Below are 12,162 nucleotides of genomic sequence, written 5' to 3' on the forward strand. Positions count from 1 at the left end.
CACCAATTATTTTTTAAGTGGCGAATACAAGTGGAATGCGGGAATGTTTATCGCGCGGACATCTGTACTGTTGGCTGCGCTGCAGCGTTTTCAACCAGAATTAGCGGCCGGCCTAAATGATCTCGCTGCGGCCTGGGATACTCCCAATCGCGCGGCTGCTATCGCCGATATCTGGGAAAAATTACCGAAAATAGCTATCGATCACGCAATCGCCGAGCCGCTAGCTAAAGAGGGTGGGGTAGCTACGGTGCCAGTAGAAATGGGCTGGTCAGACGTAGGTGATTACAAATCTTTGGCGGAAATTTTAGAGAAAAAAGCTGCAGCTGCGGCGCCGGGTGATCCGCTGCAATTGCCGCGGGATGCAAAAGCTCTGGTGCATACGTTAGCGGCTCCAGATGCGCTAATCTACAGTGCGGAAAAGCCCGTCGTCGTTTTGGGAATAGAAAAAGCGGTAGTGGTGGAATGTGCCGATGTACTTTTTGTGACCACCCAAGAGCAGGCACAGCGGGTAAAAGAGGTAGTGGATAATCTACCAGCTGCCTTAGAAAATTTACGTTAAAGAAAGCTACGGGAGTAGTTTTTGGTATTTGTTGGGTTTTACTATTCACAATCGATATTCTGAGAGTGTGAAGAAAGTAGAAAGACAGAATAAGAAATATCATAAAGGCCCCGTATTTTTTCGGGGTTCCCAGATTCCTACTGAAACCACGGATGCGAATTTACTGCGCCCCCGGCAAGATACAGAATTTGTGCACTCAGATAATTGGCGAGTACTGCGCATTCAAGCAGAATTTGTAGAAGGCTTTGATGCTCTGGCCAACCTCGGTCCGGCGGTATCTATTTTCGGTTCAGCCCGGGCTGCGCGTGGTAGCGAATTTTATGAACTGGCCGAAAAAATAGCTGCGCGGCTGGTGGAGTTAGACTATGCAGTAATTACGGGTGCCGGCCCGGGAATCATGGAGGCAGCTAATAAAGGAGCTGCGCAGGCGGGTGGCGTATCAGTCGGTCTGGGAATTGAATTGCCTTTTGAGCAGTCAATGAACGAGTACGTAAATCTTGGAATTAATTTCCGCTATTTTTTTGTGCGCAAGTTGATGTTCGTCAAATATGCTTTAGGATTCATCGTAATGCCGGGAGGTATCGGAACTCTAGATGAACTTTTTGAAGCATTCACTCTCGTGCAGACGCATAAGATATCTTCATTTCCGGTAATTCTAGTGGGGAGAGAATATTGGGCTGGTTTAGACCAGTGGATTGAGAAGCGCCTTTTAGCTGAGGGAATGATAAATGAGAGCGATATGGAGTTATTTACGGTTGTAGATACCTGTGAAGAAGTGATAGCTGCTTTGCAAAAAGGTATCCATCGCTTAGCTGACGAAAAAAGAGCAGAAAAAACCTCTCGGTAGCCGCCAGAAAAAATTTACTTCTCGCTTTTCCGTTATTTCGCGTAGAATAGAGAGTAATGCGAGCAATCGCGGGAAGGAGAGAACTAATGGCGGCAATGAAACCGCGTACCGGAGATGGCCCCTTAGAGGCGGAGCGTGATATACGCGGTACTACTTTGCGTATTCCTCTCGAAGGCGGTGGACGCATGGTATTGGAGTTTGGAGAAGAAGAAATAGCTGAGCTCTATGAAGTGCTAGGGAAAATCGTCAACCTCTAGCAGATTAACGCAACTTGCACCGCTAATTAACGCAACTTGCACTGCTGGCGATTCAGCTATTTTCAATTAGGGGTAATTAGAGGCTAGCAGCAGTGAGTAGGGGCTAGCGGTAGTGATTATTTGGGGCTAGTTTTTAGCGTTTTACAGCTACGAGCAGTCCATCTCCTAAAGGAATCAGAGATGAATGCAATGCTTCGGATTCCAGAATTTCTAGACCTAAGTTACGCAGACTTACCGTAGCCTCATCGCGGCGGGCCGGGTTAGCTACTCTATCGCCATTTAGAGCGTGGGCTACAAGAAGAATTCCACCCGGCCGCAACATACGTACCGCCTCTTGGGTATCTCCCGCCGCTTCTAAAGGATCTCCGTCAATAAGCACTAAATCATAAGCGGCATCGGCAAGCCGAGGAAGTAAATCGGCACTGCGCCCGTTGATTAGGCGGTACCTGGAAGTGCGCAAGCCGAGTTGAGAAAAATGCCGGCGGGCATAGTTTTGTGCTTCTGCTTCAATATCGATAGTGGTAATAGCTGCTTGAGGAGAAGCTCCCAGCATATAGAGAGCACTTACACCGGTGCCGGTACCTACTTCGGCAATACTGTGAATATGAGGTAGGGAAGCTAATAGCGCGAGAAATCTTCCGGTAGCCGGAGAGAGAGAAATAATTCCCAACTCTTCCGCTTCTGCGCGAGCCTGAGCAATCAATTCTGGCTCATTACTCTGCTCTTCTGCATAAGCCCACGAAGCGGCTTTATTTTGCCCCATCAACAAATCCTCTCTGCTCTGTGCTCTCTATTTTAGCTTGGAATAGACTAAAGTGGAGAAATTCCGAGGGAAAGTCCGGCTAAACCGTGGGCGCGCTTACCGAGCTGCTCTGCCACTTCTCGCAGAGCTTGCTGGGCAGGGCTGGATCCTTCTTGTATTACAATTGGCACTCCAGCGTCTCCGCCTTCCCGCAGCGCCTGTTCCAGAGGAATTTCTGCCAATAAAGGCACCTTGTATTCTAAAATACTACTCAGCTGCTCTGCCACTTCTTTGCCGCCGCCACTGCCAAAAATAGGCATGCGGGTATTATCTGGCAGCTCTAGATAAGACATATTTTCCACTATGCCGACTACTCGCTGCTGCGTCTGCTTCGCCATTATTCCAGCTCGCTCCGCTACTTCCACGGCAGCAGTTTGGGGAGTAGTGACGACTATAATCTCTGATTTCGGGATAAGCTGTGCGATCGATATAGGAACATCGCCAGTCCCCGGCGGTAAATCGATAAAGAGCACGTCTAAATCGCCCCAGTGCACATCAGCAAAAAACTGCTCTAAAGCGCGATGGAGAATAGGGCCACGCCAAATGACGGGAGTATTTTCTTCCAAGAACATGCCGATAGAAATTACTTTTACCCCATGCGCTACGGGAGGAATGAGCATTCCTTCGAGTACTTGCGGGGGAGTAGTTACCCCCATCATTTGGGGAATAGAAAATCCATAGATATCAGCGTCTACAATCCCTACTTTTTTCCCGTTTTTCGCCATCGCTGCTGCAAGATTAACCGTGACGGAAGATTTCCCCACTCCGCCTTTTCCAGAGGAAATAGCGTATACGCGCGTCAAATTTTCTTTCTGAGTAAAGGGGATCACTTTCGGCGCCACGCCTCCGCGCAGTTTCTTGCGCAAATCCGCTTTTTGCTCTGCACTCATCTCCGTTAAAAGCACTTCGACTTGGGAGATCCCGGGCAGAGCAGAAATTTTTTCTTTTACTTCGCTACTTATCTGATCTTTTAAAGGGCAGCCGGCGGTGGTGAGCCGAATTTCTATTTTCGCCACCCCCGCGGGGCTAATATCGATATCTCCCACCATATTGATTTCTGTAATAGGGCGGTGAATTTCCGGATCTACTACGGTGGCGAGAGCCGCGGTTACTTCTTCTACAGTCGGTAAGCTCATACATTTATCCTAACTGGGCTAATATAGGGGCGATATTAAGAAAGTCACTTGGAGAGAAAATACTAACCATGCAGTTCCGCTTCTAATTTGGCGATACGAGCTTCCAATTCGGCAATGCGTTTATTCTTATCACTTAAAGTGCGCGGTGGAATCTCTGATTTCTTAATATCTTCTACTACATCGCGTAGCTCGCCGCGAATAAAATCGCGCGTAGCTACTTCCGAAATCGCAATCCGGAAAGCGGCAATTTCGCGCGCTAAGTATTCGGTATCTTCCAAATTCTGGGCTGCTACCTGCCGGTCTCTTTGGGCGTTTACCCGGTCGCGGTCATCTTGGCGGTTTTGCGCCAAAAGAATCAAGGGTGCGGAATAGGAAGCCTGCAAGGAAAGCATTAACGTCAAAGCAGTAAAACCAATTTCCACACTGTCGAAACGCCAGGCTTCCGGGGCAAGAGTATTCCACCCAATCCACAGGGTGACGAATATCGTCAAATAAACCAAGAATTGGGGGGTGCCAGTAAAACGGGCAATGCGCTCTGCCGCCACACCAGTGGTGTTGCTATCCCAACGGGAGCGGTTAGCTCGAATTTTGCGCGCATTCTTATCTAGTGGCTGATCAAAATTTTCGGCCATTTCTCACCCCTCCTGCAAAGTTTCGTGTTTTACTGCTTTAGTGTGCAGCATTCCGTGGCGTTCATCTATTGCTGCATCCAGCACATCTTCGTCGTATTCGCGCCAATCGGCTGGCAATAGGTGGTCGAGGACGTCGTCTACTGATACTGCGCCGAGGAGAATACCTTCATAAGTTACGGGAATAGCTGTCAGATTGTAAGTAGCTAATAAGCGGGTCACTGTACCGATACCATCATCATGGGAGACTGGTTCGATATCAGTATCTAAAATCTCTCCCAGCATTGTGCCAGGTGGTTTCCGGAGTGCGCGCTGCAGATGCACTACGCCGAGGAATCTACCGGTCGGCGTTTCGAGAGGTGGGCGGCAGACGAACACCATTGTTGCCAGTGCCGGGGGTACATCGGCACGCCGCGAATGAGCGAGCGCAGTAGCTACAGTGGCATCTGGCGGCAGTACGATTGGTTCAGTGGTCATCAAGCCGCCGGCAGTTCTTTCTCCATAGGACATCAATCGGCGCACGTCGGCTGCGTCATCTGGTTGCATCCGGCTGAGTAAAATTTCGGCTTGGGCACTAGGCAGGCTGGCCATTAAGTCGGCTGCGTCATCTGGTTGCATCTCTTCGAGCACATCGGCGGCACGCTCGATATCTAAGCCTGCTACGATGATTTCTCGATCTTCTTCGCCCATTTCTTCGAGCACATCGGCGAGGCGAGCATCGCGGAGCTGGCTGGCTACGGAGACCATCCGGTGATGGGGAAGTTCCCGCAGTACGTCGGCCACATCTGGAGCTTTTAATCCTTCGAGTTGGGAAATTAAAGCACTCGCTTTTTGATTTTCAATTTTGGAGGCTAAGCCAGTCACTTCTGAAATAGGGGTAATGATTTTATTTCCGGCATCTTTCCCGCCTTTTGCCATGCGCACATAGAGGTAGGTGAGGCGCCATTCGTTCACGCGGGTGCTCTCCATTGCCACATCTTCGACAAAAGCTTTTCCGCTTCCATCTTTAAAATCAACTTGGTGATCGAGAATTTCTCCCACCACTAAAGTTTCGGTAGAGCGCTGCGAAAAACGGCGTAAATTTATTAGCCCATTGGATATTACTTGTCCATTTTCGATAGAGATAATGCGGGTAAGCGGCATGAATACGCGCCGTTTTCCGGCTACCTCTACTACCAGACCCACCACTAAAGGAGCAGAGAGGAGACGGAAAAGTACCACTACATCCATCACTTTTCCTACCCGGTCTCCGATAGGGTCAAATACGCTAGTGCCTGCTAGCCTGCCAATATAAATGCGGGTCGGGCGCTCTTCTTTACTCATCTTCCGGCCTTTCCTCTGGGCAGTTATCCTGTATTTCTGCTATCCAATTTTCCACTGCGGTGGCACTGCGCGGTATAAATTCCGAGAGCCGGCGGACTCCGGATTCTGTCACTAGAATATCATCTTCTATGCGCACGCCAATTCCGCGGAACTCCGGAGGGACTTTCAAATCATCTGCGCGAAAATACAGACCGGGCTCAATAGTGAAAATCATGCCTGGCGCAAGTAGCGCTTCTTGATACATTTCTCGGCGCGCTTGGGCGCAATCGTGCACGTCGATTCCTAAATGGTGGGAAGTGCCGTGAGGCATCCACCGCCGGTAGTACTGCTGCTTGCGCGCAAACTCTCCAGCTTCTCCGTCCGGAATAATTCCCCAATCTTGCAGATGCGCAACTATTACCTCCATAGCGGCACTGTGCACATCGCGGAAGCGCACCCCCGGCTCGCCGGCGCGCCCAAAAGCTGTATCTGCCGCCGCTAGTACCGCATTGTAAATTTTCTTTTGTATAGGGGTAAAAGAACCGCTGACGGGGAGAGTACGAGTGATATCTGCTGTATAGAGGGAATCTATCTCTATCCCTGCATCAATAAGAATTAAATCTCCTTCCCGTACCGGGCCGTCATTACGAATCCAGTGCAAAGTATTGGCGTGGTTGCCGCTGGCCGCAATAGTTTCATATCCCAGCCCATTTCCTTCTTCGCGGGCCCGAGCGCTGAAGGCTCCTTCTACTACTCTCTCTCCGCGTACATGCTGGCGCGCGCGCGGCAATTCTTGAATTATTTCCCGAAATCCGCGCGCTGTAGCCGCTATAGCTGCCTCCATCTGGGCAATTTCCCAAGCATCTTTTCGTAAGCGCAATTCGGAGGCGGCTTCTTCCAGCTGGAAATCTTTTTCCGTGCTTTCTGCTTCTTCTACTGCCGGTAGAAAACGCGAGCGCAATTTTGCCACTTTTTGCTCCCAGTTTTTATCTACCCGGCGAATAATACGCAAGTTTTTTACTTCTTTGCCGAGATCTTTTTCTAAATCCGCTTCTAGTTCGGTAATATTTTTAACTTCCAAGCCGGTGAGCGTGCTCATTTCTGCTCTAGAAAGCCGCGCTCCTACCCAAAATTCTCCATACTGTGGATCGTTATAGAATTCGGCATCGCTGCGCGCAGTGCGTGGATGAAAATAGAGGACGGCGCGATGGGTGGCAGTGCTGGCGCTGCTGTTAGCGTTTCCACCGGTGTCGCTGGCGCTGGCGCTGGCGCTAGTTTCTTCTTGTGGGTGCAGCACTAATACCGCATTAGGCTCTTGTTCGGCGCCTAGACCCGTTAAATGGGCAAAAGCGGAGTGGGCGCGGAAGCGGTAATCGGTGTCGTTAGAGCGTACTTTATAAATACCCGCGGGAAATACGAGCCGTTCTTTCGGAAATAGCTCTCCGAGCTTTGCGCGGCGAGCGGGAGTGTAATCTGCTACCTCTGCTCGAGCTGGCCCCGCGGGTCTTTCTCCCCAATCTTCCCCAATAAATTTTTGGAAAGCACTATTTTCCGGGCTGTGGGTCCGGGCCCGGGCTCTTTTCTCGATTTCGGCGGTTATTTTTTCTACATCCCTCATATAGGCAATTATTCCACGTATCCTTTATATATGCTTATTGATTTACATGCGCATACGAACTGCTCAGATGGTACCGATACGCCGCAGCAGCTCCTATACTCTGCCCAAAAAGCGGGCTTAACAGTAGTGGGAATCACTGATCATGACACTATCGCCGGTTGGCAAGAAGCCGCTGCGCAGGTAAATAGCAGCGGAGTGAGTTTAGTGCGAGGAATGGAGATCAGTACCCGCTGGGAAAATATAAGTGTGCATCTGCTCGGGTTCCTTTTTAATCCAGATTTTCCGGAATTGAGGCTACATCAAGAAAAATTGCGCACTGCTCGCCAAGAGCGTACCCAAAAAATGGTGGAAAAAATTGCGCTTGACTATCCAATCACCTGGGAAGAAGTCGTGGAAGAGGGAGAGTCTAGCCGTTCCCTAGGGCGGCCACATATTGCCGACGTCTTAGTAAAAAAAGGCTACGTGCCTGATCGTAGTGCTGCATTTGCCACGATTTTGCATCCGAGTGGTAAATATTATTTACCCCAGTATGCTCCTAGTACGTTAGAAGCTATCGAATGGGTAGTGAAAGCAGGCGGGAAAGCGGTGTTGGCGCATCCCCGTGCTCCGAAACGTGGTCAAATGATTTCTGACGCCGCTTTCTTCGTATTTAGAGACGCCGGGCTATTCGGAGTAGAAGTGGCGCATCGTGACAATTTACCTGAATTGCGTGATTCTTTGGCGAAGTTGGTAGCGGAGCTAGGCTTAGCCGCTTTAGGAGCTAGTGATTATCACGGGCGGGGGAAGCCGAACCGATTAGGAGAAAACTGCACTAGCCCAGAAGTATTTTCTGCTCTCTGCTCCGATACTTACTTACCGGTGTTGCAGCCAGAAATGAAGTAGCTACTTATTTACGAATCCGCTTCCGCTTCCGCGGCGAAGATGCTTTCGCCGCTGCGCTATTTTTATCTCTTTTACTTCCGCGGGCAGCTTTGTGGGCGCGGCGCCGGGATGTTTTTTCACTAGAGCGGCGGCGTGAACCACTAACTCGCGCAGGATGCCGCCGTTTGCTCCGGATACCAGTTTCCCCTAAATCCTCAATTTCCTCTGCCGCTAACCCAGCGCGGAGCTGTTTATCGCGCGGTAGTTTTCCAGTCACCTCCGCCGGAATATCTAAATCAGTGTAAAGATGCTCCGAGGTGTGGTAGGTCTCCACGGGCGTAGGGAAATTTAATTTCAAAGTATTGTTAATTACTGCCCAGCGGGTTAAATCTTCCCAATCCACGAAAGTGATTGCGGTGCCTTTATTGCCGGCTCGGCCAGTGCGCCCAATCCGATGTAAATAAATCTTGGCATCTTCCGGGCACTGATAGTTGATGACGTGGGTGACGTCGTCTACATCAATTCCTCGCGCTGCCACATCGGTGGCCACTAATACATCTATCTTTCCTTTTCGGAAAGCACGCATCGCCTGTTCGCGCGCTCCTTGCCCCAAATCTCCATGGAGGGCACCGGTGGCGAAACCGCGTTTTTCTAAATCCGCTGCCAGCTGAGAAGCCGTACGTTTAGTCCTCGTGAAGATAATGGTCAATCCGCGCGCGCGAGCTTGGAGAATTCGCGCCACCACTTCTATTTTATTCAAGGAGTGGCACCGATAGATTACTTGCTGCACACTCTTCACCGTGGTGGAATCATCGCGCGGATCCTGTGCGCGAATATGCGTCGGTTTGCTCATATAACGCCGGGCCATGGCGATTACCGGGCCCGGCATAGTGGCCGAAAAGAGCATAGTATGCCGATTAGGCGGAGTAGCAGCCAGAAGCGTCTCTACGTCTTCTAAGAATCCCAAATCAAGCATTTCATCGGCTTCGTCTAGCACCACAGTTTTTACATTCTGTAAGCGCAGAGTGTGCTGCTTTAGTAAATCAATCAGCCGCCCCGGAGTGCCCACCACTATTTCTGCTCCCGCTTTCAGAGCTTCTACCTGCGGTTCATAAGCTTTTCCGCCGTAAATCTCTACTATCCGTACGCAGCGTTTTGCGGCTGCATCGCGTAAATCATCGGCTACTTGTTTGGCCAGCTCTCGGGTCGGGAGTATCACTATTCCTTGGGGATCTCCCGGATTTTCTAAATCCTCCCAGCCGGCTTCGCCTTCTCCTATTACGTTTTCCAACATCGGCAAGCCAAAACCGAGAGTTTTCCCCGTCCCCGTCTTCGCTTGGCCGATAATATCGGATCGCTTCAAGGCAATAGGTAAAGTAAGAGCTTGAATAGGGAAGGGGTGGACGATTCCTTTTTCCGCCAAAGCTTCTACCATTGGCTGTGAAATATGGAAATCTGCAAAACTTTTTTTATCTAGCTGCATTTCTTCGCCAGTGCCGCTAATATCAGCAGCCGTTTGTGGCTCTTGTGGGACGGCGGAGTGAGAAGTATCAACAATTCCGGATATTTGCGTCATTACTATAAATAAACTTTCTTTTTAAATAAAGCCAAACCCTACCCGCCGTTGCTCTTCTTTCAGAATTTTCACATAGCTAAGTGAAGAGGCCGGTATTAGAAGCTGGCTGCCATCTTTCCCAGGTAATTTCAGTAGTTTTTGTTCGTCTAAAGCTTCGGTGATGGCGGAAGTAAGTTCTTCTGCATTCATATCTACATCCAGGGTAAGCGTCACATCTGAATGGTATACCCCTACGCTAATATCCATAGCAACCTCGCTTTTCCGCGGCTCTGCCCGCCTGAGATTTATATTTCTTTCTTTGATTATTCGTACTTAAGTCTAGCGCGCAGGGCGGGGAAGCGGAATTTGAGGAGAGCGGGCTCTCTTTTCTAATTTTGCTTATTCTGTTCTAATGTTGCTTATTCTGTTTCATTTCTTTTGAAAATAATGTATTTCAGCTTTATTTTGTTTTTCTGCCGCTATTTTCAAAATTTGGGCAAGCGAAGATTCTCCGGAGGCAAAAAATTTTTCGGAGGGCTCAGCTATTCTTAAAAGTAGAAATTCAACGCCGAGCGGATAGAGGGAAAATTGGTGCAATTAGATTCAACGCAACAAGCGGTATTAGAAGCATGTCTCCCCAATTGTGCTTTATCAGTACTGGGTGCGCCTGGTAGCGGCAAGAGTACCCTACTGGCAGCTTGTGTAGAGCAAATTGCGCGTAAATATCCGAGGGCGCGAATTGCCGTGCTAAATGCGGATAGAAAAGCAGCCGGTGATTTGCGTAATTCTCTATCGCGCACGCTCGGGGGGCTTCCCGATAATATTTCGGTGCAATCGGTTGCCGCTTTTGCTTTCACTATTCTTTCTACTTTTGCTCAAGCAGTAGGAAGAGAAGAGCCGCAGTTACTTTCTGGCGCAGAGCAGGATTTAATCCTAAAAGAAATTTTTACCTTGGCAGGCGGAGCAGATAATGCGGAGGCAATTTTTTCTTTTCCTGGTTTAGAAAAGTTTAGTGACGAAGCGCAGGAATTACCGGATTTTCGTTCTGAATTTCGTGATTTATTAATGCGCGCAGCGGAATTGAATTTAACTCCGGCAGATTTGGCGCAATTAGGGGAGAAGTACCACAACCCAATTTGGGGTATTGGTAGTGAAATAATGGCTGCTTATGAAAAATCTTTAGCGGCGGCGGCTGGAGTGAAATCAGCTAATCCAGACCGGATAGATCATGCGCGGCTAGTGAGCAGTGCCGCAGGAATACTTAAGCAATGGACTGAGGCTTTCGCGGCCGCAGAATTAAAAGCTTTAGATATGAAAAAACCCCGTTGGGATTGGGTGTTTATAGATGATTTACAAAATGCCTCACTCTCACTACTCACACTTCTAAAGCAGCTGCAAGCGGATGGTTCCGCAATAGTAGCATTCGGAAATCCCGATCAAGGTGTGCAAGGGTTTCGAGGTGGAGTAGCTCGATTTTCAGATTTACTTACCCGCCCCAAAAAATCTGGCGGCTTAGAAGCACAGCGTTTTTATTTAGAGTTCGGCTATCGAGGTGGAAAAGAGCTGCAGCGATTGCTTGCAAAAATTTCTTCTGGAATCCACACTGCGGGCGGCGGTAAACAGCGTAAATATCAATTAGCTGCGGAGGCTGCAGAGCTGGATGACGCAGTAGAATTTCGCAGTTTCCCGAATGAAATTGAAGAAATTAATTATATCTCTCAGCATTTCCGCAGGTTACATCTGCGTGAAGGAGTGCCTTATAAGCAAATGGCAGTAATCACCAGATCGCAAAATGATCTAGTGCGTTTACGGCAATCTTTAATGCGTTTAGGGGTTCCGGTGGCGGCTTTGCCAGCTACACAGCCTTTGAAAGATTATGCGGTGGTAGAATCCTTGCTCGTCCTTTGCCAAATTGCACTTCCGGAACTAGCTGATTTAGAGTTGCGGGAAAAAATTACGCCGCAGCTAGTGCAAGAGTTATTGACGGGAAAGTTTTTAACTATTAATCCGGGGCGTATGCGCCTAGCAATTGAGGAGTTGCGGGGTTGGGAAATAGCGCAGGGTGGAAATCGCAATAGCGATGAGTTAATTTGTTTGCTGTCTACGGATCCGCAAGATCCGATATTGGCGAAAGTTCCGGAATTCGCACAGGCAGTGCAATTGGTAATTGCCGTACGGGAGGTAGCCCGTGCAAATCCAGAAGATGCACTGTGGAAAATCTGGGAAGAAATAGGAGTAGCGAAAACTTGGCAGAAAATTGCGCTCTCAAAAGGAACGGCAGCTGAAGTTGCAAATATGGATTTAGATGTGATGATTCAGCTTTTCCGCGTAGCGCAGCGCTTATATGAGCGGGATCCGGAAAATTCTAATCTGTATACGCTACTAGAGTATTTACTCACGCAAGACGTGCCAGAAGATAGCATCGCGCGCACGGGTCAAGGAGGAGATGAGGTTACTCTGACTACTCCTTCTGCTAGCAGCGGGAGATCTTGGCAGCAGGTGGTGTTGTATGGAGTAGATGAGGGTAAATGGCCGGATACGCGTCTTCGAAATCCGCTTACGAAAGTGCCAGAGCTCTGTACCGTCACTCTGGCTG

General features: G+C 49.2%; 12 protein-coding genes. 5 read left to right on the top strand and 7 right to left on the bottom strand.

Annotated features, from left to right (window positions below; all coding sequences use genetic code 11):
- From Q0X35_RS03995 to Q0X35_RS04005, 3 genes are all read left to right on the top strand, one after another.
- A partial coding sequence (locus Q0X35_RS03995) for a sugar phosphate nucleotidyltransferase (protein WP_297565740.1) occupies positions 1-559 on the top strand: 559 nt, incomplete at its 5' end.
- Positions 560-626: 67 nt separating this feature from the next.
- Positions 627-1,406: a TIGR00730 family Rossman fold protein gene (locus Q0X35_RS04000; protein WP_297565743.1), complete on the top strand. Its 780-nt coding sequence runs from the start codon at positions 627-629 to the stop codon at positions 1,404-1,406.
- Positions 1,407-1,492: 86 nt separating this feature from the next.
- The gene (locus Q0X35_RS04005) at positions 1,493-1,663 is read left to right on the top strand and encodes a DUF3117 domain-containing protein (protein ID WP_084789947.1); all 171 of its coding nucleotides are present in this window, start codon (positions 1,493-1,495) and stop codon (positions 1,661-1,663) included.
- A gap of 133 nt (positions 1,664-1,796) precedes the next feature.
- Here the strand turns inward: Q0X35_RS04005 and Q0X35_RS04010 are convergent, their stop codons facing one another.
- From Q0X35_RS04010 to Q0X35_RS04030, 5 genes are all read right to left on the bottom strand, one after another.
- The gene (locus Q0X35_RS04010; protein ID WP_297565751.1) at positions 1,797-2,426 is read right to left on the bottom strand and encodes an O-methyltransferase; all 630 of its coding nucleotides are present in this window, start codon (positions 2,424-2,426) and stop codon (positions 1,797-1,799) included.
- A 47-nt stretch (positions 2,427-2,473) separates the two neighbouring features.
- A complete protein-coding gene (locus Q0X35_RS04015; RefSeq protein WP_297565755.1) occupies positions 2,474-3,601 on the bottom strand; it encodes an Mrp/NBP35 family ATP-binding protein in 1,128 nt (375 codons plus the stop codon).
- Positions 3,602-3,663: 62 nt separating this feature from the next.
- Positions 3,664-4,233 carry a DUF1003 domain-containing protein gene (locus tag Q0X35_RS04020; RefSeq protein WP_297565758.1) on the bottom strand — a complete coding sequence of 190 codons (570 nt, stop codon included), beginning with the start codon at positions 4,231-4,233 and terminating at the stop codon, positions 3,664-3,666.
- 3 nt (positions 4,234-4,236) lie between these two features.
- A complete protein-coding gene (locus Q0X35_RS04025; RefSeq protein WP_297565761.1) occupies positions 4,237-5,553 on the bottom strand; it encodes a magnesium transporter MgtE N-terminal domain-containing protein in 1,317 nt (438 codons plus the stop codon).
- Positions 5,546-7,150, bottom strand: a complete 1,605-nt coding sequence (locus Q0X35_RS04030; RefSeq protein ID WP_297565764.1) for an aminopeptidase P family protein — start codon at positions 7,148-7,150, stop codon at positions 5,546-5,548. Before Q0X35_RS04030 ends, Q0X35_RS04025 begins: the two co-directional genes overlap by 8 nt.
- Positions 7,151-7,180: 30 nt before the next feature.
- On the opposite strand from Q0X35_RS04030, the gene Q0X35_RS04035 reads away from it, so the two are divergent.
- Positions 7,181-8,032, top strand: coding sequence for a PHP domain-containing protein (locus Q0X35_RS04035; protein WP_297565767.1), 852 nt, complete (start codon positions 7,181-7,183; stop codon positions 8,030-8,032).
- Positions 8,033-8,036: 4 nt separating this feature from the next.
- Here Q0X35_RS04035 and Q0X35_RS04040 read toward each other — a convergent pair whose 3' ends face one another.
- Together Q0X35_RS04040 and Q0X35_RS04045 are read right to left on the bottom strand one after the other, a co-directional pair.
- Complete coding sequence (locus Q0X35_RS04040) at positions 8,037-9,587, bottom strand: DEAD/DEAH box helicase (RefSeq protein WP_297565778.1); 1,551 nt, start codon at positions 9,585-9,587, stop codon at positions 8,037-8,039.
- A gap of 21 nt (positions 9,588-9,608) precedes the next feature.
- The gene (locus tag Q0X35_RS04045; RefSeq protein WP_297565790.1) at positions 9,609-9,833 is read right to left on the bottom strand and encodes a DUF3107 domain-containing protein; all 225 of its coding nucleotides are present in this window, start codon (positions 9,831-9,833) and stop codon (positions 9,609-9,611) included.
- 324 nt (positions 9,834-10,157) lie between these two features.
- On the opposite strand from Q0X35_RS04045, the gene Q0X35_RS04050 reads away from it, so the two are divergent.
- Positions 10,158-12,162 (top strand): UvrD-helicase domain-containing protein (locus tag Q0X35_RS04050; RefSeq protein WP_297565792.1); only part of this gene is annotated, 2,005 nt, incomplete at its 3' end.

It is taken from the genome of uncultured Arcanobacterium sp. (assembly GCF_947253055.1).
In the GTDB taxonomy this organism is placed as follows: Bacteria; Actinomycetota; Actinomycetes; order Actinomycetales; family Actinomycetaceae; genus Arcanobacterium_A.